Here is a 21,634-nt window from a genome sequence, read left to right on the forward strand (position 1 = left end):
CGCCAAGCTGCCCGCCGAAGAAAGCGGGATACAGCGGCTTGATGTTCAGATCTTTCCCTCTATGACGTTATGAAGCCGGACGGGCTTGGTGACAGGCAGGGCGCTGAGGTCATGCTCTAGCATCAGATATCCGCTATGTCATTTGCAGGCTCGACGGACAAGCCATTGCGTTGCACGAACGCGCTCACACGCGCGCCGACTTCAGGAAAGAGGAATAAGAGTGCAGGCATGCATGCCGTTGACGGCACGTATTTTCGGGCACGCTGCCGTAATTGGGCGCGCATCACCTCGCGTCGCCGCTTCCATTTTCCCGTGAGATCTTGGCTCTCCAGCAATGCCTCGTGTCCGCCGACCTGGATCGCAAAGCCGAACGCCAGCAGATTCTCGGGGTGCCTCTCGGCAATTTGATGCGCACATTGAACCAACGTATCGAATTGCCATCCGACCGCGTGACCCTTCAGTCCGCTCAAGACAGCATGCATCATGTTCCTGAAGCTGCCATCCCGTGCGGGATAATCGGGAACAGCGACGTCGTGCACCGCTAGTCGCTCCTTGATTGCGAGCCAGCGATCCAGGTGCTTTGGATCACCTTCCGCATTCCTGGTCATATTCTGCGCCCAATAGGCCGCCACCTCATCGCGCAAATTCTGCTTCAGGATCTCGAAAGATTTGCCCTCTTCCGTCTCAAAATCGAAGTAGTAAGCGCGTTGGCGGTCGAGCTCTTTCTTTACCGCCCTGAGAGGGACGATCTCTTCGCGCCATTCGTCGGTTATGATGCCCGCATCGCACAAGGGTACGCGATAATGGCAGCGCAGGTGGAAGTGGCGGGTTTCTTCCGAAATGCGCACGGTTTCATCGTCGACGACGAAGACGTTCGAGTTGTTTGAAAACAACAGATCGTCGGTTGTCATGCGCCGGTAGCGTTCCGAGAAATGGGCCAACACCCAAATCAAATGCGCGCTCTCGTCGCGATAGAACATCCGCCTGCTGACCACCACGTCCAGAAAAGTGGTCGAAAGCTGCGCTTCGAAGGCAAATCGCCCTTCTGCCGAAATCGCTTGTACATCGGGCTTGCGCCACGCCTTGGGATCGCGTGTGGAAGCCCAGCGCCTTTCTTGAACGATCGCTTCAGTCTCGAAAGCAGGATCAGCACGCAAACTGCGTTCGATCAATTGCTTGATCCGCTTGTGGGCCTCACTCTCGCGCAAACCATGGTATTTTCGCGCCCGAATTTCTTCTTCAGTTAATTCGCCACGAGTCTTTGCCGGGCATGAACCATCTTCTGTCTTATGGCGAAAGAAGAAGCGCTTATGCATGTTCGCAACGAGGTAAACTGGCGTGGCACAGATCGCGCAGATATGGCGCGGCCGTTCGTTTTTGAGCGCCTCACGCATGCCGACGCGGGCTTCGACCAGCTCGCCATAGCGATGCGCCTCTATAAAGGCTTTTGTCTGTTGCACCTCACCCGAGACGAGGTCGATGACCTCGACAATCTCGGGAGTGTGCACCGGCGTCGCGTAGGCGCGCGCGTCGATAGTGACGTTGCGGTCGGTCAGGGCCATCGTCGGGATACCCAGCGGAAAGCCGAATGGACCAGCGAACTTTGGCTGATTCGACGGTCGAATTGTTCACTTATTGCGGTCGCCGAGGCACGGCGCCATTACTTCTAAGGAATAAATTCCTTCAAGCAAATTAAGTATCTCTATACAAGGCAGTTTCTTTTTCGCGGGATAGAGCAGCCCGGGAGCTCGTCAGGCTCATAACCTGAAGGTCATAGGTTCAAATCCTATCCCCGCAACCACCGATGCTTGCGATAGCAAGCCATCCAAAGCCCCGGCCTCCGAGAGGAAGTCGGGGTTCTTCTTGCCTGCCGCAAATCGCAGGATCGCAGCCAGATCACCGCGCAGCACGATGGCGAGCTGTTCCGCGTGGGGCACGAGCGTCACCTGATCGACCAACGTACGGAACACCTCCGCCGCCTCGGCTTTCTCCTCTTCGCTCTGCAGGCTTTCATAAAGCGCCGAGATGCGCTGCCGATAGATCTCCGCCATGTTCGGGTGCAAGAGCGGCGGAGGCTCTTCGGCGTTCGCGAGCAGATCGGTCAACTCCGCCTTGCGAGCTTCGAGTGCATCCATCTCAACCTTCATCGACGGTTGATACATGCCATCTTTGATCGCGGTGATGATGCCTCGAATCTGCTTTTCCACTCTTCCCAGCTCACTCTGCCAAGCATCCTGATCCTTCCGACGCTCGATCCGCAGCCGGTTGACTTCACGGGTGAATTCCTCGCAGAACTCCTTGAATAACTCGGGCTCCATCAAGTGCGTCCGGAGACCGCGCAATATGGATGCCTCCAGCGCATCGCGCCGGATGTTCAGGCGATTATTGCACGTCCCCTTGTTGCGCGTCGTCGCGCAGCCGAGCAGGTCCTTCGAGATCATCGTGTACCCGCCGCCGCAACGACCACATTTCACTAGGCCGGCGAAGAGATACCTGGGCCGCCTACGGTCATTGAGCTTGTTCTCGCCGGAGGCCGAGGGTCGTAGGCGAGCGTCTGTTGACGCGCCTTCACAGCGGCCCAGATATTCTGGTCGACGATGCGCAATTCGGGGACGTCCAGGGTCACCCAGTCGGATTCGGGGTTGAGCCGAGAAACTCGTTTGCCGGTATCAGGGTCCTTCAGATAGCGAAGCCGGTTCCACACGAGGCGACCGACATAGAGTTCGTTGTTGAGGATGCCAACGCCGCGCTTTGGATTGCCGTGAATGGTCGAAGGCCCCCATTCGGCGCCAGGTCCGGGCACACCCTCGCGGTTCAGTTCGAAGGCGATCGTGCGCGAGGATTTGCCGCAGAGATAATCTGCGAAGATGCGGCGGACGACATCCGCTTCGGCCTTGTTGATCGTGCGATCGCCGCGGATTGGCTCACCATTGGCAGCGAACTGCTTAACGACGTCATAACCGAAGCACAGCCCCCCGCCAGACTTGCCGTCCTCGATGCGGCCGCGCAAGCCTCGCCGCGTTTTGTCCGCCAGGTCTTTCAGGAACAGGGCATTCATCGTGCCCTTCAGTCCGACGTGGAGATGTGTGACGTCGCCCTCCGAGAGCGTGACGATCCGCACGTCGGCAAAGGCCATGCGCTTGAAGAGCCCTGCAATGTCCTCTTGATCGCGGCTGAGGCGGTCCATCGCCTCTGCAAGTACGATTGCGAACTTCCCCCGGGTCGCGTCGCTGATCAGTTCCTGGATGCCGGGGCGAAGCAGCGATGCGCCAGAGATGGCCCGGTCCGTATAGCAGTCGACGACAGTCCAACATTGTTTCTCGGCGTGCAGCCGCCAGAGCCGCAATTGATCCTCGATCGAAGCGTCGCGCTGGTTGTCTGATGAGTAACGGGCATAGAGCGCGACTTTCATGACGCCTCCTTATTCCGGGAGACGCTCACGCTGCCGGTTGTCTTTTTCGGCTTGGATGAAGTCCCGCGCGGCGTGCCGAGCCAGCAGGCGCACCAAATTGACGATGCGCGGATCGGGCTTCGATCCGGCGGTCGCAGCCGAGGGGCCGGGCTCCGCATCGGCGACCACACGAAGCACTTCGTCTGTTGTTCCTCTCGGTCGCACCACCGCGGTGTCCTTGTCGTTGCGCGGATCGCTCCGCGTCTTGACAAAGATGGCAAGTTGGGAAGGCAACGCAAGAAAAAATAACGTTTGATATCAATGTATTGTGGCGTGCTGCGGCGCTGAATCGAGATCGGAAGCGTAGCGGATCGGGAGTTGGCGAAGTCCAGCGCACGAAAAATATTTTCGTGATCAGCTCTGCGAGATGCAATCTTGTTGATCCCCACGTCGGACAACGCACCGCCCTTATATCACCGCTGCCGACGTCATACCGGGACAATCTGTTGCGGCAAATCCTGGATTCGGCTATATAACCAGATATATCATGGAGCCAGTCGGTGAGCAATAACGCGCAAAAACGGGCGATCGAAAATTACCGATCTCGGCTGACTAAGCGGGGCATCGTGCGGTTTGAGCTCCAAGCCCTCAAGGCCGACCGCGACCTAATCAGAACGCTTGCACGTAAGTTGACCGAGGAAGGGCCAGAAGCTGGGCATCTCCGACGCACTGTGCAACAAGCCGTTTCTGGCGAGCCATCGAAGCCTGGTGGCATCCTCACCGCGTTACGTCGCTCGCCGCTCGTTGGCGCCGATCTCGACGTAACTCGTCCACGTGAAGAAGGGCGCAAGGTCGATCTGTGACGCGCTATCTTCTCGACACCAACATCATCAGCAATGTCGGCAAGCCGCAGCCGTCGGAAGCCCTCCTGGCTTGGATGGCGGCCCAGCGCGACGACCATTTGTTCATCACCTCGCTGACCCTCGCCGAAATCCGTCGCGGCATCCTGGAGAAGCCGAACGGCAAGAGACGAGCAGCGCTTGACGCCTGGTTCTCAGGTCCAGAGGGGCCTCAAGCTTTGTTCGCGGGCCGCATCCTGCCGTTCGACGAGAAAGCGGGCCTCATCTGGGCGGGGTTGATGGCGGAAGGCAGCGCCGCCGGCCGACCACGCAGTCGGCTCGATATGGTCATCGCCGCCGTCGCCGGCGCAAACGAGTGTGTCGTGGTAACGGACAACGAGAAAAATTTTGCTGGAATCCGGGTCATTAATCCGATCCGCGGATCGATGTAATGCGGCCACAAACTGAATAGCATATGCGAGGGGCAAAATGGGCCGAACCCTATCGAGTAGAGAGGCGGCACTCGAAATCGTGCCGCGGGATGCACAATCGTCACTGTCGGATCCGCTAGTTGCAATCCGACGTAATCCGTAGTCCCGCTGCTCGTCCTCGAACCGGAACACCGGACGTCGGCGCGATGTGTTAGCTCTCGCGAGGCCGAGCCCCAAATCCAGCCCTCTCGCGGCGCTGGATCAGAGCAGGATTAGCCGACAGATTCGCATTTGAAGCAGCGCCACATCGGGGCTCCCTTACCATCACGACTTGCGGACAAGGTCATCGGCTTCTTGCAAACGAGGGCAGACGGGAATGGCACTGGAACGCGGCATTTGGGGTCGGGGACGAAGGAGCCGCGCAGAGACTAACTGAGAGGGGCCGCCGGTGCTCCGCGAAATCAGGTGAACCAGACGGGCCCGAAACCGACCCGCCCGCGGCGAGCCTTTCGACTTGTTCGACAAGTTGGTCTCTGGCCCGTTGATCGCGTATCCGGAAAAAAGCGCGGATCAACCTAAGTCCCTGCAAATCGCTTCGCGCTGAAGGCGCGTTGTCATTCATTTTCCAGCTCCCTGCCCCTTCTGTAGGCAATCCAAGTGGCGAGTGCAACGAGGTTTTGCGTCGCGCATGGGTTGCAGTATAAATTCGGCAAAAAGGAGGAGTCCTTACGAGCAACGACTCCGACAATCGGCCTTGGAGCTCGCCTGGATACCGATGCAGATTTCGTTCGAGGCTACTTGGCCGGAGGCCGCAGGGGCTGTCCGCCCACTTGCGGGCTGCGGGATCGCGCAGCGGATCGTCCTGACAGGCGAGACAGACGTAGCGCTGCCGCCGTTCGCCAACATCGTCGGGCATGGCCGTCATGGGCTTGGCGCACGTCGGGCACAGCTTCCGGCTCGAGTAGAGCGCCGTCATCGGATTTCCCCTGCAGAGGCAGCTTAGTTCCATGCGCCTTGCGAACACAAACGGATCGGCGAAAGTTTTCCGGCTGCGTCAGATCACTTGACGCGAAGCGCGTGCCGCATTGAACTTCAGCTTTCAATGATGTTGCGGGGTGGCGTCGTGGAAGAGTTCTACAAAGGCTTCGCGCAGTGGGCGCGCGATCTGGCCGAGAAGGCGGACCCGTTCACCCGGCTGCGCTTGCTTGATCTGGCCCAGAGGTACGATCTCAGGAGCAGGCCTGGAGCAAGTCACGGACGACCGCCGGGGCCACGCGCAACGCCGCCAACGCTGCTCTTCTCCAGATCCGGCGAAGGCTGACGCGAGACAGCGACCGCGGACTCCTCGGAGAGAAACGGGCGCGGATCGCAGGGCGCACGAGCCCGGAGCTGATCCAGCGGGCGAAGCAGACAAGTTCAGCGAGACGTTCCTGAAGACGATGGGGTCGGTCGACCCCGACCTCAAGCTCGGCTTCTGAGGTGGCGGAATTTGACTTCGCGGCTGCGCTTCGCTGGGCGCGGTTCGATCTCGGCACGACCTTGGCGAGGCGCTCTGACCGCGAACTCCCGTTCCTTGGCGATCGACCTGAGGCCGGACAGGAGCTTCTGCTTGATACCTGCGTCTACATCAATGGCCTGCAGGGACGCGCGCCGCGTGTCGCCGCTGACCTATTGGAGCTCCGGCACCCCAACCATTCAACTGTCGCCATCCAGGAATTGATGCATAGGGTCGGCGTGCTGGATCGCAGGCATCCCGGGACCTGGCCATCAAGCAGATGGGCGCCTTGATCGCCAGCATGCCGCTTCACCGGATTTTCAGATGCGGACATCGCTGGCCGCGCCGCGCTCCTCTCGGGCATGCTCTGCCGGCTGCAAGGCTAGACGACAAGCTCCGAGCGCTTCAGGACTGCGCTCTATTCTTGCAAGCCCAAAAGGCCGGGTTCACGGCTCTCACCGCCAATGTTGCGGTTTCGACTACCTTCTTCAGCTGGTTCCTACCGGTCGCGTGCTGCTTTGTCGACGCTGAGATTGCGAAAATTCCGGTCCTCGCGTGGATAAGAAGCCCGCCACGCCGCTCTTTACGCGGACGATCGAAGAGTGGGATCGAGTATGATGCCGGCAATTCGGGCGATCGCCCATGATTCGAGGTAGGTTCCTATGGCGTGGCTCGACCTCAACTATGTCTGGAAGCAGAAGCCGATTCCTGTTGTGCTGCGCCGAACTGGGCGTGGCGAATGGCTTCGGGCGCGGTTGCCATTTGCTGCCGACAACCGGCAATGGCTACAGAACGGGCGACGAACGCCGCCTGAGTGGATCGGCGGTACAGAGGCCTATTGGGGGCTGCCGAAATCCTGGTTCAACGACTTCGTCGATCGGGCACTGCAGCGCTACGGCAAAGTCTATATCATCCAGCCTTACCGCGAACAGGAGATCTGCGCGCGGGCGTGCCAGGAAGCACACGGGCACGAATGCCAGTGCTCCTGTATGGGCGCCAATCATGGCATCGGCAACGACGGCAGCTGGTTCGAGGTCTCCGACACCTTCTCGATGCGCTGGGTCGGGCGCGAGCTCGCCTGTCGTCTGCTGACGGCCCGATAAGGAAGAATGCCCGATTAGACGCTGACGTCATCGAGCAGCGGAGCACCTAAAGACACTCGTTCGATGGACTCCCAGCGCCTTCGACAAGACTGCGCACTATCAAGGGTAATTCCCGGACTGAGCGCGGCACGCACCCAGCCTGATCGGCGCGTCGTTTTCGGGCCTGCCAGCGCAAAGTCATCCACATCGACATGGATGCCTTTCTACGTGCTCTGTCGAGCAACGGGATATTCCGGACCTGCGCGGAAAACCGCTCGCAACAGGCGGTTCGGCCGAGCTCGGCGTCATAGCCGCTGCGAGCTATGAAGCCCGTAAGTTCGAGGTACGATCTGCTATGTCTTCGGTTACAGCGGCGGCGCCGGCTAAACTGCCGAAGTCGTCCCAGACCCCGCCAACTCCGCCGATAACTTTGAGTTTTCTTGGGGATTGAGTTTACCTGCTGCGCGCAAGTCGGAGCTTTTGGTTCATAGTCCTTCCTCTCTGGAACCGGAGCACGTTGGCATGACCCAGCTAACTATTGTCATCACTAACTGTAACAGCGTGGATCGTGCCGAAATCAACGTGCTGAAAGGTACGCTCAACATCAAATACGGGCCAAACGGCCTTGGCAAAAGTACCTTGGCAAAGGCCGTTGTCAGCCAAATTCGCGGAGATGGTACCCTCGGTGACCTCATGCCCTTCAAAAGCCGAGGCAAGGCGGATGCACCGCCGCCGTCTGTGCAGGGTATTGACGGTCTAGCTTCCGCCCTTGTCTTCGATGAGGATTACGTCCAGCAGTTCGTTTTCCAGAAAGACGAAGTCCTCAAGAACAGCTTCGACATCTTCATTAAAACGCCCGACTATGTCGCTGCTATGGATGCCATTGACGTTCTGCTGGCTGGCGTGAAGCAGACGCTCACCAACAATACAGAAATCGAGCAGACCATTTCCGATTTCAAGGAATTGCGGGATGCGTTCGGCAAATCGAAGCCCGGCAACATTCCGAAGAACAGCAAGATTCATAAAGCGTTCGGCACCGGTAATAAGACCGAAAATATTCCTGAGGCACTGAAGCCCTTCGAGACTTTTATCAAAAGCCAGGAGCCGTCCAAGTGGATCAGCTGGCAGATCAAAGGCAACGAGTACCTAAAGCTGGGCGACAATTGTCCCTATTGCGCCACCCCGCTTGTTGGTGAGGGGCAGAAAGACGCAGCCCTCGCAGTCGAGAAGGAATTCGACGCCACAGCGATCAGCCACCTCAATGCGCTCAAGGCGGTCATCGAAAGGCTCGGCAAATATTTCAGCGAGAAGTGCTGCGAGAATCTGCAGAAGGTAACGAAAACCAGTTGACCTGACCGCCGCCGAGGTAAGTTTCCTTACGAGCCTCAAGGCCGAGATCGACGGCATGATCACCCAGCTGGAAGGTCTCCGGGCCATCTCCTTTTTCTCTCTGCGAGACGTGGACCAAAACCGTGAGAAGATCACCCCGCTGAAGATCGACCTAGCGCTCATGGACAAGCTCGATTCCCCCGGGACCCGGAGCATCATAGATCCTGTCAATGCGCAGCTTGAAGACCTGCTTACGAAGGTTGGCGACCTGACCGGAAAGGTCAACAAGCACAAGGCGAAGATCAAGAAGGCGATAGAGGCCAACCAAGTCAGCATCAACACGTTCCTGAAGTCCGCCGGGTACAAATACGTCGTTGAGATCGTTCCGGAGGAGCAATCCTACAAAATGAAGCTGGTGCATCAGGATCTGGCCGGTCATCTGGAAACTGCGTCCAAGCATCTGAGCTACGGCGAAAAGAACGCCTTCGCCCTGGTTCTTTTCATGCACCAAGTGCTGAGCGAAAGTCCGGATTTGGTGGTACTGGACGACCCCATTTCGTCGTTCGACAAGAGCAAGAAGTTCGCCATCCTGCACGAGCTGTTCCAGGGCAAGGCTAGCCTGAGAGGGCGGACGACGCTTTTGCTGACCCACGACATCGAGCCCGCCATCGATGTTATCAAAAGTACTAAGGAGGTGTTCCAGGGGGCAAAACCATCGGCATCTTTTCTTTCTTCGCGCGGCGGCATTGTGAAAGAAGTGCCGATCGCAAGGGAAGACATCCAGACCTTTGCCAGGGTCTGCAGGGCTAACATCGCCACGCTGCAGGACCCGATCCTGCAGGCCATTTATCTCCGGCGCGATTATGAACTGCGTGATGAAGTCGGCGTGGAGTACAATCTGTTGGCAAGCCTATTCAAAGGCCGCGTCGTTCCCACGCTGCAGACGGCAACTGAAAACCGGAACATGACCCCGGAAGAGAAACAGGCAGCAGAGGAAAGTATCCGAAAAGAGCACCTACCAGCGTTCAACTATGATGCGCTGGTCGCCGAGGTGAACGACGTGAACGCCATCCGCGCCAAATTCGCGGCCACGGATGTCGGCTACGAGAAAATCCAGCTGTTCCGGATTTTCAACATCGAACACGACGATGATGTGATCCGGAAATTTATCAACGAGTCGTACCACATCGAGAATGAGTACGTGATGCAGCTCAATCCGCATAAGTTCGAGAGCATCCCCGAGTATGTCATTGATGAATGCGTTCGCATGCTGCCACCTATCCAATAGACCTTGTGGAGTTGACCGGTGCTAGCAATTCATTGACATCGACCTCGGTAAGCTCATTGCTGATCGCGAGAAGCCTTAGGGCATCCTGTTTCCAGGGCAAGAGCTTCTTGACCATTCCAAGACGTCATCAATCGGCTCCCACCCATTTCTTCCTCCTGCTTGACGACGCTGCGCGTCCGTAGATTTCCACGGATAAGGTGATCGTCGTTTCCGAGGCGCGCGTAGCGCGAGCCCGATGACGAAGGGAAGTTGCGAGAGCGCACAAAAAAAACCCGGCATCGCCGCCGGGAGTTCGCACTTGGTCGTTCGCCGGAACGGCTGGATCAGAAGTCCATGCCGCCCATGCCGCCGCCGGGAGGCATGGCGGGCGCGGGAGCGGCCTTCTTCGGCAACTCGGCGACCATGGCCTCGGTGGTGATCAGCAGCGCCGCCACGGAGGAGGCGTTCTGGACTGCGGTGCGCACGACCTTCGTCGGGTCGATGATGCCCTTGGTGACGAGGTTGCCGTACTCGCCGGTCTGGGAGTCGAAGCCGTAGGAGTACTGATCCTTCTCGAGGATCTTGCCGACCACGACCGAGCCGTCTTCACCGGCGTTGATCGCGATCTGGCGAGCCGGCCAGGACAGCGCCTTGCGCACGATCTCGACGCCGGTCTTCTGGTCGTCGTTCTTAGTGCGCAGGCCCTTGAGCGCCTCGGAGGCACGGAGCAGGGCGACCCCGCCGCCCGGCAGAATGCCTTCCTCGACAGCCGCGCGGGTCGCATGCATCGCGTCATCAACGCGATCCTTGCGCTCCTTCACCTCGACCTCGGTCGCGCCGCCGACGCGGATCACCGCGACGCCGCCGGCGAGCTTGGCCAGACGCTCCTGGAGCTTCTCACGGTCGTAGTCCGAGGTGGTCTCCTCGATCTGCGCCTTGATCTGGGCCACGCGAGCCTCGATGTCGGCCTTCTTGCCGGCGCCGTTGACGATCGTGGTGTTCTCCTTGTCGATCATCACCTTCTTGGCGCGACCGAGCATGTTGAGCGTGACGTTCTCGAGCTTGATGCCGAGGTCTTCCGAGATCGCCTGGCCGCCGGTCAGGATCGCGATGTCCTGCAGCATGGCCTTGCGGCGATCGCCGAAGCCCGGAGCCTTGACGGCCGCGACCTTCAGGCCGCCACGGAGACGGTTCACAACAAGCGTGGCCAAAGCCTCGCCCTCGACGTCCTCGGCGACGATGACCAGCGGCTTGCCGGTCTGCACCACGGCCTCGAGCAGCGGCAGCAGCTCGTTCAGCGAGGAGAGCTTCTTCTCGTTGATGAGGATGTAGGCGTCGTCCATCTCAACGCGCATCTTGTCGGCGTTGGTGACGAAGTAGGGCGAGATGTAGCCGCGGTCGAACTGCATGCCCTCGACGACGTCGAGCTCGGTCTCGAGCGACTTGGCTTCCTCGACGGTGATGACGCCCTCGTTGCCGACCTTCTTCATGGCGTCGGCGAGGAACTTGCCGATCTCGGCATCGCCGTTGGCCGAGATGGTGCCGACCTGGGCGATCTCGTCGTTCGAGGTCACCTTCTTCGAGTTCTTCTGGAGGTCCGCCACGACGGCTTCGACAGCGAGGTCGATACCGCGCTTGAGGTCCATCGGGTTCATGCCGGCAGCGACCGACTTGGCGCCTTCGCGCACGATGGCCTGGGCGAGCACGGTGGCGGTGGTGGTGCCGTCGCCGGCCGCGTCAGCGGACTTGGAGGCGACTTCGCGCACCATCTGCGCACCCATGTTCTCGAACTTGTCGTCGAGCTCGATCTCCTTGGCGACGGTGACGCCGTCCTTGGTGATGCGGGGAGCGCCGAACGACTTGTCGAGCACGACGTTGCGGCCCTTCGGACCGAGCGTGACCTTCACCGCGTTGGCGAGAATGTCGACGCCGCGCAGCATCTTGTCGCGCGCTTCAACCGAGAATTTGACTTCTTTGGCTGCCATCTGGATTTTTTCCTTGAGGGTTTGACTGGAGGGAGGAGAGGGGCTCTTAAGCCGCCTTCTTCTTGGACTCGCTGACTTCGAGAACGCCCATCACGTCGCTCTCCTTCATGATCAGCAGGTCCTGGCCGTCGATCTTGACCTCGGTGCCGGACCACTTGCCGAACAGCACGCGGTCACCGACCTTCAGGTCGATCGGGATCAGCTTGCCAGCTTCGTCGCGGCCACCGGGGCCGACGGCGACGACTTCGCCCTGGGAGGGCTTTTCCTTGGCAGTGTCGGGAATGATGATGCCGCCAGCGGTCTTCTCTTCTGCGTCGATGCGCTTGACCACGACGCGGTCGTGAAGCGGACGGAATTTCATGCAGTCCTCCTAAGTAATTGCACGAGTTGAGGATTTTTAGATGATTAGCAGTCGTTGCCCGCGAGTGCTAGCACAGGCGAGGCAAAAATAGGACGGGAATTTTGCGGGAGCAAGGGCTTCTAGCAGAAGAAATTGGCACTCCCGCCGCGCGATCGGCTACTCGTTAACGATCGCCATCGCGTCGCAGCCTCGAAATCGAGCTTCTTCAGCACGACATCGAAGATATCTGGTGCCGGCTTGGACTCATCGACGTCCTCTGACCACGTCGCCACATCCACCAGGTCGGCGATAGCCGCTGCGTCGATATATTTTTTTCAATTCGTCTTTCTTGGCGGAGGAGGCCGTGACGATGCGAAGACCGGCGCCCCACGCGCGCCGCAGCAAGACCGCGACCTGAGAATGGACGGATGACAGCATCTGCGTCGGCTTGAAGCGCTGGACGCGCCACCCGTCGAGCTTCTTTCCGTAGTTCCGCTTCTCGTCCTCGGACTGGAACACCGGACATCGGCGTAACGTGTTAGCTCTTGCGAGGCAGAGCCACAAATCCATCGCCTCTCGCGGCGCTAGATCAGAGCGGGATTAATCGGCAGATTCGCACTTGAAGCAGCGCCACATCGGGCTCCCTTACCATCACGACTTGCGGACAAGGTCATCGGCTCTTGCAACGAGGGCAGACAGGAATGGCACTGGAACGCGGCATGTGGGGTCGGGGACGAAGGAGCCGTGCAGAGACTAACTGAGAGGGTCCGCCGGATGCTCGGCGAAATCAGGTGAACCAGACGGGCCCGAAACCGACCCGCCCGCGGCGAGCCGTGGCGACGGCAGCGAGGACTAATTGCAAATCTTTTCTGGATATCGGCGCGTCTGGGTTTGTGTGGCCGCCGAACTGCAGCAGCTTTTCGACAGCTTCTAGGACTTCACGGGCCATCATGGCGTCCTTCAAAGCAACCATGGGAATCAGTGCTACCAGCAGTTTACTGAAACCCGAGCGTCAGCACGGAACAAGGTTGTTGTCATCAAACTTTTTCCGGCGAAATCCTGGTGCAGGGAGTAAATGAAAAAGGCCGCCCGATGAGGCGGCCTTCCTTTTTGTTTAGTCAGCTACCACCGGGCCTAAAGGGGAGGGCGCGTTGGACTAGGAACTTTCCACTGTGTCGTCGGGTAGGTAAGCGTCCAGGTCGATGGGGTGAACCGTGTAGTTTTGCTGCCCCTTGAGAAGGGACGCGTAAAAGCGGAGCAAGCCATCCGAACTCCAGCCGTAGAGCTCGGACGCTGGCTTGTAGGCTATGCGTCCGGCAAACCAGTCATCCTTTAGAATGCAGACCCCATGGATGAAGGTGTCGGGATTCTCGAGCCTCTCTTGGAGCCGCTCCTTAAACTCGGCAAACGTGTCCCCGAAGCCCTCTTGTGCGAAGGCTAGGACGTAGTTGCGCGGTGGGACATTACGTATTTGCTTGATTGGCTCCGTAGCCACGATCCGGCCACCCCCGCCCACAAGATTGGGAACGATGTAGTGCCGTTGTTTTCCTAGCGCGCGAATTTTCCGAATTGCTGTTAGCGAATTTTCAAATTCAGTTTTGTCGAGGCGCGACTTCACTTCGATCGTCGCATAAACGATCTCAACTGGAAAAAGACACGCGCCGAACTCAGATAGCAAGGGAGCGTTGTGGAAATTGTCATAGATCACAATGTCGACCTGCGGGCTGGCCTCGCCGTTGGCGGCGATGATCACCCCCGTCCCTATCGAGAAGCGCTTCGGGAGGACGCGCGTCAGGATGCCTTTGATAATTTCCTCGGCAATCCGGCCGCGTTCGCCCATATGAGGCATCAACGTCGCGAGTTCGTCACGCGATTGGCGCGCCATCAGTTGGAGCATCCGCAAGTACGTGAGGTGCTGACCCGATCTGGGCGTCATTTCGCATCACCAATTCTTCGACCCGCCGCATCGAGCGGTTACGTGGCCACAGCGATCGGCCACCGACCTGCTACAGTACTCATTTGATGAGATATCGGGCTTTCCGAATGCGCGAATTTCACAAGTATCATCAATGGGTGAATGAATGGAGAAAGTTCCGCTGTGGCATTGAAAACTAAAGAGAAATCAGCGGATTTTGATTCCGCCATTCGGAGGTTCGATCCCTCCCGCCCCAGCCACCGGTATTATCAAGCCTCCTCAATCCTTCTCCCATCTCCTTCCCTCGCATCGTGCGCTTGACGACAAGACCTTGTTAATACGAGGCTGTTCTCCTCAAACCATGTCTTGCGTCCGCATCTCTCGTCACCCGCCTCGGGCCGCCTTGAATTAAAAACGGAATCAAACTAGATAATCCCTCGAAGAGTGACTGGGCATTGAGCCCAATCGAACTTGGGAAGTTCTGAAATTATGACCAAGTTTTTCAACGCCAAGAATCTTCACTCCCTGCCGGACGGCGGGCTGGACGAGAAAGGCAAGCGCAAGCAGAAGCTCTATACCGATGAACACCATCGGAGCTTCAAACTGCTCGTGACCGGCAACTCGCGTCTGTTCTATTCGCAGTGGGAGAAGCCCAAGCACATGCTGAAGGAGAGCCAGAAGCGCCAGCCCAAGCTCACGCCACTCGGCAGCGTCGAGGATTTCTCTTACAGTGCCGCGCTCGCCGCGCATCTCAAACTGCAGGACGACATCAAGCAGGGCATCTATCCTGAGGCCACCAAAGGCGTGGGCCGCCGCAAGACCGGCCCGACCTTCGAAACCTATGGCACGAAAGTCGTCGCAGGGTGGGCTGACAAGCGCAAGAACGCCAAGGATGCCGCCGGCATGAAGCGGATCATTCCGATCTATTGCACGGCGATCAACGACCTGCCGATTGAGAAAATCGGCACGCCCGAGGTGCTCGACGTCATGCGTCCGATCTGGGACGCCAAGCCGGCGATGGCCGAGGAAGTGCGTGCGCTGGTTGCCCGCGTCTTGAAGGCGGCGGCGAGGGAAGAACTGCGTCCCATGGGCGATCCGGCAAGCGTTGAGGCTATCGTCGCGGTGCTCGGCAAGCCCGTCAAAAAGCGCGGGCGGATTCGCGGACCCATGAAAGCGCTCAACGGAGAGAAGATGCCTGAGTTCATGGTCGAGCTGCGCGCCATCAAGAGCCAGTCGGCACGCGCGCTTGAAGCGCTGATCCTCTCCAACCTGCGCACCAATGCGGTGCGCTATCTGCACATCGACCATCTCGATCTGGAAGGCGGTGCTGACGATCCGTTGCGGCCGGGACCGAAATGGACGGTGCCGAACGACCTGATGAAGGTCGATGACGACGGCCATCCGTTCATCCTGCCGATGTTGCCGCGTCTCGTCGCCGTGCTCAAGGAGCAGATTGCGTACCTGCAAGAAATCTTCCCCGGCCAGCCGGTCGGGCTGTTGTGGCCCGGCGATGCCAGTCAGCTCAAAAATCCGTTCGAGCAGCCGATCTCGGAAAACACCATGCGCGATCTGCTGGTGGATACGCTGAAGAAGAACGCGACGCCGCACGGCATGCGCGCCACCTTCCAGACGTGGGCGGAAAATGAGCTGCAGGACGACGGCGAAACCATGAAGTTCAATCCCGATGCCATCGGCTACTGCATGGCACACAATCCGGGCGACAAGGTCAAGCGCGCCTACCGGCGCAATCGGCTCTGGAAGCCCCGCATGGGCATCATGAATGCATGGGAGCGCCACCTTGCGCGGCCGAGGCCGCAGCTCAAGGCGGTCGCCTGAATATGCGGCGTTGGAGACGCGACGGAAGGCTCCTAGCTGAAAATTAGTCTTCACCGCGCGCTACCAACGGCGCGCGGTTGTACGTCGGGCCATTGCTCGATATAGCGCGTGATCTCGCTCGCCATCACTACCACCGAGTGTCCGTGCTTCTTTGCCTTCAGTTCGCCGCGCGCGATCACGCGGTCCAGTTTTGCCAACGACATCCGCAATTCGATGGCAGCCTCCCGGCGTGTCAGGAACAGCCGCTGCGTTGGCGCTGGCACCTCTCGTTGCGCCTTGTGCATTCCCGTCATGGCCCGTCTCCTCTTCATCGGCGCTCCAGCTATCATCAGTCGCGGGCTTCGATCTCCCGGATGTAGCGGATGAAATTCTCGCTGAACCCGTCGATGTGGGTCCATCGGCCACAACCAACGCCGTTCCTGTTGGAGGCGAAAATCTCTCTCACGGCTAATCTAGGAATAAGTTCGCGCGACCCATCACGGTCGCAGAGGGCTGACCCGAGGTGAACAAGTTAATGCTGAGGTCGTTGAATCGGCGGCTAAGTCGTGCAGATAGGTGGGTTGCTCTGAATGTCGTTGAGCTCAACTCCGCCTGCGCGAGCCGCCGACTGACTACGAATCTGGGGGTCAGAGGTTCGAATCCTTTCGGGCGCGCCATTCAAATCAAGCACTTACAAAAGCTCACCGTTGAGAAAGAAAGATTAAAACGGTTTTTCAAACGGTGGATTTTGTGGCTGGCTGTAGCGAGATCTCGCGCAATCAGTGACGGACCATTGCCCCAGTTACGCAAGAAGCAATTTGGCGTTGTGATTGATTGTTCGGCGTTCTTCGCCGGTTCAGCCTTCTGGGTTGGTGGCCGGCTGCAAAACGGGGGTGAGAATCCCTCCCTAGGTCTCAGCCAAGCAAAACGGTAGCCTTCGCAGGCGCTTGAGCGATGTATAGTCTCCCGCGCGTCATTTATTCCACCCGTGGTACACGGGAGACGCTGTGGACTTCGAACTTGCGGTGAGCGTGATGTCCGCTTCTGCAAGCAGAGCGGGCATATCACAGCATTAGCGTCTAGTCCTTTACTAAAGCTGGCGATTATTTGTTGTCGCGCTCATCAACACCCTCGATCAGTAGTTCAGTTAGCTCCACCGATTGATAATTGCGGCGACGTCGCCGGCTGTGGAATCACGCGCGATGCGCAACAAATCACGTTCGGAGATAGGCGCTCCGGCGGGCAAGGCCGACGATGCCGACTCAGTCCATCTGACGATTGAAATCTCCCGCTCGTTCGAGATCGAGATAATAGGTTGGCAACGGAGGAAGGATGCCAGTCGCCGCCGCAACGCATTACGCGACAACTGTTGCGTGCCAGCAACAGACTCGCAATCGATATTGATGCAGTCTCTCCTTCAAATAATTCAGTTTTTAATAACAAAGCCATTCTTCGGGAGTGCGCCGTGCTTTTGCGGATATTGCCGCTTACAGCGGCCATTTTTGTCGCCGGATGTGCAATTCGACCGCTACCCGAACACGTATCCGGGGTCACAACGCCAACTATCGTGAAGCAGATCCGCTGCGAAACGCGGCAAGCCATCATCGACCTCACGCTCGGCTGGCTGACGGCGGACGAAAACCTGAAGAATCGCCGCGTCGATCCTCAAGCCCACGCCATCGGGTGGGAATTCAAGAATAGACGCCGCCCGATCGCTCAATTTGAGCCGAAGCTCTTCCACGGCCATGTCAGGGATGTCGTGGATACGTTCTACACGGCGGGCGTTGCCTACACGTTCGACCTCGAGATGACCGAGGCAAACAATCTCCGTGCGGAATTAAATCTTCTCAAGCCGTTCACGGACTCGAATCTGAAATTTGGCCTAAAGGGCCAGGCCGACCGCTCCCGCAAGAACCAACGCCTCTTCACGCTCACTGATAATTTCGGCGGACTTCTAAAGCTGCCCGAACACTACTGCAGCGGCGAGTCGATCGGACGCAACTACACCCATCTCGTTCCGCCGGACTACATCTACCCGATCACCGGCAATATCGGCGTGAAAGGCTTCCTGGGCGATTTCATCAATATGTCGATCTTTGATAATCTTGGAGGACCAAAGGACGAGCCGAAGGGCCCACCAACTCTGGTCGATGCGCTCGAATTCCAGACCATGGTCAGCGGCGGTGTCACCCCATCGATCCTGTTCACGCAGGTCACCCCGGGCCTGCAAGTTGTGGACGCGTCGTTCACCGGGGAGGCTATCCGAACGGATCTGCACAAGATCACCATGGGCGTCGCCGTGACCAAGCCCGGATTGCGCTCCCTTGGACAACTTCGAGCATACCCAGCGTTTCCGAGCCTGCTGCTCATCAGCGCTCGCCCGAGGACGTCCGCAGAGGCGATCGCCGCCGACGCCGTCAATCAGGCCCTCACGCTCAACCTGTTCCGAACCAACATCGTTGTCGCAAGATAGAGGAGTATCAGCATGCCGAAAAGGACCAAGAGCAAAGCGAAGAGAAAGACGAAGGCTTCATCCCCGAAGCGAAATGCCAAACCAATCGAACCAGTCACCCCTCAGTATGTTCCGGAAAATGCTTCGGTCGTGATGGCACTTCACGACGTGATCAAGGTCGTTAAGATGATCGAGAACCACGACAAACTCACGGCGTTTATCAGAACAATCAAAAATAAGGGGGCCGAAGTACGCATTCCCGCGCAGACGGTCAACTTGGTCAAGGATTTCGTCGCCACGAAAGGGCTTCACACGAACGCGGTCGGCAAGCAGATCGTCAATGCCCGCAAGAAAACGCTGGAAGATACGATGTTCAGAACTGCTTCCGCCACCGCCGCTGCAGCCGACGACGGCGATCCCAACCAGTGCGTTATGGGACGTGTGGAGCGCGGATAAGAGGTGATCGCGCGGCGTCGGGCGCCGGCCACAATATCGCGCGCGCACGGATCCAAGCCCAACGCAGGCCGGCGATCGCAAGCAGCGTGAACGACACCGCCAGGATCAGCGTGATCCATGCCAGCGACCAGGTCTGAAAACCCTTTCAGAGCGAGGCGCGATGAATGTCGTCCTGCAGCATCATGTAGACGGCATGGCCGAACGTCTTCTATCCCTCGCCAATCCTAGGGACGGCCGAAAGCCCCCCGATTCTGTAGCTGGGCGTTTGGCCCAGATATTGTCGAGGGAACCTTCCGGCGCATCTTCTCGAATTTGTCGATCGATCGGCTGTTCGATGACGTACCTTCCGAAGCGCAAAAGGCTTTCCCCGCCGATCAAGCCGCGCTGACGTCGACCTGAGCGAGAAGGTGATGAGGGAAAGGGGTCGATTGGTTGATGAGCTCGATTAAGTCCGCAATATCCCAACTGTCGGAGCAGGGCTCGGGGATGCTGGCTCGAGCGATCCTTGAGACGAGCAACGCCGACCTAACGTAAAAGATTGAAAGATCGGCAAAAGCCATGCCGATGGGCACTATACGTCGCCTTACAACGCAACAGTCTGAGCGCTTAACAACCGGCTTTGCGGACGGATCGCTGGTTTGGCGGGCAAGTAGTTTGCTCAGGATAGATTTTAGCTAGATTGGCAGCGTATCGATGCATTCGCGATGAAGCCGGCGCTTTGGAATCCTCAAACAATTCCTCGACCAACGGTAGTGCTGGCGAGCGCGGAGGAAGGTTCGATAGTCGCGATCCTCCGCGGAAAATCCCTCCCAGCGCCCGATCCTCTTCGCTGGCCGTACGCCTGAGCGCGCTTACGGTGATGTCACCCCGACCACCCGAGCGATGAGTTCGAATTCAAGTATGGAGCGAGAGCCATCCCGCACGGTCGGATCTGGCGGCCACTGGATCCGAGCGAATCCTCGATGCAGCGAGTCTGTGAGAGTACCTCTCGCCAACCGGGCCAGACCACGCGCTTTGATGCAGACTTGGATGTCTGCCGGCGGGAATAGGGCGCTCCTGCCGTCTGCCAGCGTGGCGCTTGGCGGCCAGACCTCGAAGCCGAGATACGAGATGCCAGCGGCGGCCGCAAAGCAGCCGATCGCAGCGAGGAAGCTGATAATCCGCAAGCGCCGGGTCAACCGCGGAATATTGTCCAACGTGACGCTATGCTTTGCATTCTCAATGTCGCTGATTTGGTCTTGGGACAGCTCCGCGGCGTGCGCCAGACCCTCTTGGCTCAGATCGTGCGCAAGCCGTAACCGACGCACGTTCTGCGCCAGAATGCGTCACGCTGCGTGAACGTCCCTCCGTGCCATTTGCACGGTAGGCCACCGGATTCCAAAATTGGCTATGGAAAATTTTCCATAAAGAGATGGCGTCCCGAGACATGGGCCTATAGAATAAATTCCATAAGGCCGGGAGTCTCGACAGCCAGGAGGACTGGCCGATCAGGGTTGAAGACAATCGGCACCGTGAACACACGAAGAGGTTATTGCCATGCCCGCCGGCCTCCTTCGCCGGCAGACAGCTTGAATCAGAACCAGCCTGATTTGGGAATCCCAAACGATTCAATCGCTCGAGACCCGCTCTAGAAGCGTAAATTCAGACTGCGGGATCGCAACAGCGGCCTACTGCTTCCAATTGGTCAAGTTCTGATAGACGGGTGGCGAAATGCGAGTCCCAGAATTCGTTACTGGTCCGCCATAGGCGTGGACGGCTACGGCAATGCGCTGTCCGTCTTGGATAATGTACACACAAGCGCCACTTTGCCCGCCGGCCGTGTCGATGTCATAGACCACCTTGGTCGGATTGACGCTGGCAATTGCTTTGGAATCGTACCACAGAGTGCCGGCATCCTTGTCGCCCGGATAACCGGTGACGTTAGCCACCGCATTGACCAGACCTGAGTCCTCGAAGCTCCCGTAGCCGATTGTCCCCACGGTCTTCCCTAGCTCGGTGGGAATGATGATGGCCCCATAATCATAATTCTCGTCGCCAGAATCCGCCCAACCCTTGACCGTCCAGAAGTGGCTGCTCGTAACAGAACCGAACGGCAGTTCCGTGCCATTTCGCCCTGGCATCACTTGGATTGTTTTCACCCAGCCGTCCCGGCCTGGCACCCCGCTGTTTGTTATGTAGACGCAATGGCCCGCGGTAATGAGCGTCCGATCACTGATGAACCAGCCAGTCCCTATCCATTGCGAGCCATCACGTGCAGTGATCAGCAGCGAAGCATTGATCCGATACGGGTACTTATCTGTTTCCGTGACCTGGATCCGATTGTCTTGGCCATGAACAGTTTCGAGGGTGATGCCTTCCCTAAACGACGCTGCGCCAATGTCGACCAAGGTTGCTGCGGGTGCCTCGGAGGCAGTCGCCGCCTCAGCTACCACCTCCGGCCGAAGCGCTTCGACCGCTTCGCGCGGCTTTACTTCACCTTCAGCCGTTCCAACCTCAGGAGGCGAGATCAATCGCTTTTGCGCCGGCGCAGCTTCGATGGCGACGTTGCTGATGGGAGTATGCGGTCCGGTTGGCGTGACCGTCTTTTCGGCTTTCCTCGCCGGCGCCTTTTTCGTCGCCTTTTTTGCGGTTGCCTTCGTCGGCATATATCCCTCCTGCAAAAACAAATTGAGGCCGCGGCCATTGTCGGCGGCGGCTAATTGTCATCCTAACGAACGTGACGCTTCCGCTGGGTCACAACTTGTGGTAAAGAAGTATGAATAGTCTGATGAGGGTAGGAAAACAAGGTTTGCGCGCAAATTTGAGTAGCTTGCGACTTTAGGCGCCAGCGACGATTT

The 21,634-nt window shown here is 58.4% G+C and carries 21 protein-coding genes, 1 tRNA gene and 2 pseudogenes; 12 read left to right on the top strand and 12 right to left on the bottom strand.

Annotation, left to right across the window (positions count from 1 at the left end):
• Nucleotides 1–122: 122 nt before the first annotated feature.
• Nucleotides 123–1,562, bottom strand: a complete 1,440-nt coding sequence (locus tag ACNJYA_RS09480; protein ID WP_439402629.1) for a DUF6035 family protein — start codon at nucleotides 1,560–1,562, stop codon at nucleotides 123–125.
• 162 nt (nucleotides 1,563–1,724) lie between these two features.
• On the opposite strand from ACNJYA_RS09480, the gene ACNJYA_RS09485 reads away from it, so the two are divergent.
• A tRNA-Met gene (locus ACNJYA_RS09485) sits at nucleotides 1,725–1,801 on the top strand.
• A 127-nt stretch (nucleotides 1,802–1,928) separates the two neighbouring features.
• Nucleotides 1,929–2,306, top strand: a complete 378-nt coding sequence (locus tag ACNJYA_RS09490; RefSeq protein WP_439402630.1) for a hypothetical protein — start codon at nucleotides 1,929–1,931, stop codon at nucleotides 2,304–2,306.
• A gap of 81 nt (nucleotides 2,307–2,387) precedes the next feature.
• On the opposite strand, the pseudogene ACNJYA_RS09495 reads toward ACNJYA_RS09490, so the two are convergent.
• From ACNJYA_RS09495 to ACNJYA_RS09505, 3 genes and pseudogenes are all read right to left on the bottom strand, one after another.
• Nucleotides 2,388–2,441 (bottom strand): annotated as a pseudogene (locus ACNJYA_RS09495) (hypothetical protein); the annotation flags it as partial.
• A 32-nt stretch (nucleotides 2,442–2,473) separates the two neighbouring features.
• A complete protein-coding gene (locus ACNJYA_RS09500; protein WP_439402631.1) occupies nucleotides 2,474–3,412 on the bottom strand; it encodes a recombinase family protein in 939 nt (312 codons plus the stop codon).
• A gap of 9 nt (nucleotides 3,413–3,421) precedes the next feature.
• On the bottom strand, nucleotides 3,422–3,589 hold the full coding sequence (locus ACNJYA_RS09505) for a hypothetical protein (protein ID WP_439402632.1): 168 nt from the start codon (nucleotides 3,587–3,589) through the stop codon (nucleotides 3,422–3,424).
• Between the two features lie 362 nt (nucleotides 3,590–3,951).
• Here ACNJYA_RS09505 and ACNJYA_RS09510 point away from each other — a divergent pair, with 362 nt between their 5' ends.
• The 7 genes and pseudogenes from ACNJYA_RS09510 (at nucleotide 3,952) to ACNJYA_RS09540 (ending at nucleotide 9,855) form a co-directional block, all read left to right on the top strand.
• Nucleotides 3,952–4,254 carry a hypothetical protein gene (locus tag ACNJYA_RS09510; protein WP_439402633.1) on the top strand — a complete coding sequence of 101 codons (303 nt, stop codon included), beginning with the start codon at nucleotides 3,952–3,954 and terminating at the stop codon, nucleotides 4,252–4,254.
• Nucleotides 4,251–4,682 (top strand): PIN domain-containing protein, encoded by a 432-nt coding sequence (locus ACNJYA_RS09515; protein WP_439402634.1) that lies wholly within the window; start codon nucleotides 4,251–4,253, stop codon nucleotides 4,680–4,682. Before ACNJYA_RS09510 ends, ACNJYA_RS09515 begins: the two co-directional genes overlap by 4 nt.
• A 1,102-nt stretch (nucleotides 4,683–5,784) precedes the next feature.
• Nucleotides 5,785–5,982: a hypothetical protein gene (locus tag ACNJYA_RS09520; RefSeq protein WP_439402635.1), complete on the top strand. Its 198-nt coding sequence runs from the start codon at nucleotides 5,785–5,787 to the stop codon at nucleotides 5,980–5,982.
• Between the two features lie 836 nt (nucleotides 5,983–6,818).
• Complete coding sequence (locus tag ACNJYA_RS09525) at nucleotides 6,819–7,259, top strand: hypothetical protein (RefSeq protein ID WP_439402636.1); 441 nt, start codon at nucleotides 6,819–6,821, stop codon at nucleotides 7,257–7,259.
• A gap of 191 nt (nucleotides 7,260–7,450) precedes the next feature.
• Nucleotides 7,451–7,611: pseudogene (locus tag ACNJYA_RS09530) on the top strand (DNA polymerase IV); the annotation flags it as partial.
• A 149-nt stretch (nucleotides 7,612–7,760) separates the two neighbouring features.
• Entirely contained in the window at nucleotides 7,761–8,588 is an 828-nt protein-coding gene (locus ACNJYA_RS09535) for a hypothetical protein (RefSeq protein ID WP_439402637.1), read from the top strand.
• Nucleotides 8,589–8,643: 55 nt separating this feature from the next.
• Entirely contained in the window at nucleotides 8,644–9,855 is a 1,212-nt protein-coding gene (locus tag ACNJYA_RS09540) for an AAA family ATPase (RefSeq protein ID WP_439402638.1), read from the top strand.
• Between the two features lie 323 nt (nucleotides 9,856–10,178).
• On the opposite strand, the gene groL is transcribed toward ACNJYA_RS09540, so the two are convergent.
• From groL to ACNJYA_RS09565, 5 genes are all read right to left on the bottom strand, one after another.
• Entirely contained in the window at nucleotides 10,179–11,819 is a 1,641-nt protein-coding gene (gene groL, locus ACNJYA_RS09545) for a chaperonin GroEL (RefSeq protein ID WP_439402639.1), read from the bottom strand.
• A 46-nt stretch (nucleotides 11,820–11,865) separates the two neighbouring features.
• A complete protein-coding gene (locus ACNJYA_RS09550; protein WP_025037205.1) occupies nucleotides 11,866–12,180 on the bottom strand; it encodes a co-chaperone GroES in 315 nt (104 codons plus the stop codon).
• 243 nt (nucleotides 12,181–12,423) lie between these two features.
• Nucleotides 12,424–12,729 carry a hypothetical protein gene (locus ACNJYA_RS09555; protein WP_439402640.1) on the bottom strand — a complete coding sequence of 102 codons (306 nt, stop codon included), beginning with the start codon at nucleotides 12,727–12,729 and terminating at the stop codon, nucleotides 12,424–12,426.
• Nucleotides 12,730–12,946: 217 nt separating this feature from the next.
• Nucleotides 12,947–13,111, bottom strand: coding sequence for a hypothetical protein (locus ACNJYA_RS09560; RefSeq protein WP_439402641.1), 165 nt, complete (start codon nucleotides 13,109–13,111; stop codon nucleotides 12,947–12,949).
• A gap of 204 nt (nucleotides 13,112–13,315) precedes the next feature.
• Entirely contained in the window at nucleotides 13,316–14,044 is a 729-nt protein-coding gene (locus ACNJYA_RS09565; protein WP_439402642.1) for a DUF6602 domain-containing protein, read from the bottom strand.
• A gap of 519 nt (nucleotides 14,045–14,563) precedes the next feature.
• On the opposite strand from ACNJYA_RS09565, the gene ACNJYA_RS09570 reads away from it, so the two are divergent.
• Nucleotides 14,564–15,910: a tyrosine-type recombinase/integrase gene (locus tag ACNJYA_RS09570; protein WP_439402643.1), complete on the top strand. Its 1,347-nt coding sequence runs from the start codon at nucleotides 14,564–14,566 to the stop codon at nucleotides 15,908–15,910.
• Between the two features lie 50 nt (nucleotides 15,911–15,960).
• Here ACNJYA_RS09570 and ACNJYA_RS09575 read toward each other — a convergent pair whose 3' ends face one another.
• Entirely contained in the window at nucleotides 15,961–16,203 is a 243-nt protein-coding gene (locus ACNJYA_RS09575) for a hypothetical protein (RefSeq protein ID WP_439402644.1), read from the bottom strand.
• Between the two features lie 1,001 nt (nucleotides 16,204–17,204).
• On the opposite strand from ACNJYA_RS09575, the gene ACNJYA_RS09580 reads away from it, so the two are divergent.
• Nucleotides 17,205–18,362 (top strand): hypothetical protein, encoded by a 1,158-nt coding sequence (locus ACNJYA_RS09580; RefSeq protein WP_439402645.1) that lies wholly within the window; start codon nucleotides 17,205–17,207, stop codon nucleotides 18,360–18,362.
• Between the two features lie 12 nt (nucleotides 18,363–18,374).
• Nucleotides 18,375–18,797, top strand: coding sequence for a hypothetical protein (locus ACNJYA_RS09585; protein WP_439402646.1), 423 nt, complete (start codon nucleotides 18,375–18,377; stop codon nucleotides 18,795–18,797).
• Nucleotides 18,798–19,648: 851 nt separating this feature from the next.
• Here ACNJYA_RS09585 and ACNJYA_RS09590 read toward each other — a convergent pair.
• Nucleotides 19,649–20,104 (bottom strand): helix-turn-helix domain-containing protein, encoded by a 456-nt coding sequence (locus ACNJYA_RS09590; RefSeq protein ID WP_439402647.1) that lies wholly within the window; start codon nucleotides 20,102–20,104, stop codon nucleotides 19,649–19,651.
• 360 nt (nucleotides 20,105–20,464) lie between these two features.
• Nucleotides 20,465–21,442: a trypsin-like serine peptidase gene (locus ACNJYA_RS09595; protein WP_439402648.1), complete on the bottom strand. Its 978-nt coding sequence runs from the start codon at nucleotides 21,440–21,442 to the stop codon at nucleotides 20,465–20,467.
• Nucleotides 21,443–21,634 lie beyond the last annotated feature (192 nt).

The organism is Bradyrhizobium sp. BLXBL-01 (genome assembly GCF_051853025.1).
In the GTDB taxonomy this organism is placed as follows: Bacteria; Pseudomonadota; Alphaproteobacteria; order Rhizobiales; family Xanthobacteraceae; genus Bradyrhizobium.

Coding starts and splice junctions, on each gene's coding strand:
- ACNJYA_RS09480 (WP_439402629.1), bottom strand. CDS start 1,562: ATGGCCCTGACCGACCGCAACGTCACTATCGACGCGCGCGCCTACGCG.
- ACNJYA_RS09500 (WP_439402631.1), bottom strand. CDS start 3,412: ATGAAAGTCGCGCTCTATGCCCGTTACTCATCAGACAACCAGCGCGAC.
- ACNJYA_RS09525 (WP_439402636.1), top strand. CDS start 6,819: ATGGCGTGGCTCGACCTCAACTATGTCTGGAAGCAGAAGCCGATTCCT.
- ACNJYA_RS09535 (WP_439402637.1), top strand. CDS start 7,761: ATGACCCAGCTAACTATTGTCATCACTAACTGTAACAGCGTGGATCGT.
- ACNJYA_RS09540 (WP_439402638.1), top strand. CDS start 8,644: ATGATCACCCAGCTGGAAGGTCTCCGGGCCATCTCCTTTTTCTCTCTG.
- groL (WP_439402639.1), bottom strand. CDS start 11,819: ATGGCAGCCAAAGAAGTCAAATTCTCGGTTGAAGCGCGCGACAAGATG.
- ACNJYA_RS09550 (WP_025037205.1), bottom strand. CDS start 12,180: ATGAAATTCCGTCCGCTTCACGACCGCGTCGTGGTCAAGCGCATCGAC.
- ACNJYA_RS09555 (WP_439402640.1), bottom strand. CDS start 12,729: ATGGATTTGTGGCTCTGCCTCGCAAGAGCTAACACGTTACGCCGATGT.
- ACNJYA_RS09560 (WP_439402641.1), bottom strand. CDS start 13,111: ATGATGGCCCGTGAAGTCCTAGAAGCTGTCGAAAAGCTGCTGCAGTTC.
- ACNJYA_RS09565 (WP_439402642.1), bottom strand. CDS start 14,044: ATGGCGCGCCAATCGCGTGACGAACTCGCGACGTTGATGCCTCATATG.
- ACNJYA_RS09570 (WP_439402643.1), top strand. CDS start 14,564: ATGACCAAGTTTTTCAACGCCAAGAATCTTCACTCCCTGCCGGACGGC.
- ACNJYA_RS09575 (WP_439402644.1), bottom strand. CDS start 16,203: ATGACGGGAATGCACAAGGCGCAACGAGAGGTGCCAGCGCCAACGCAG.
- ACNJYA_RS09585 (WP_439402646.1), top strand. CDS start 18,375: ATGCCGAAAAGGACCAAGAGCAAAGCGAAGAGAAAGACGAAGGCTTCA.
- ACNJYA_RS09595 (WP_439402648.1), bottom strand. CDS start 21,442: ATGCCGACGAAGGCAACCGCAAAAAAGGCGACGAAAAAGGCGCCGGCG.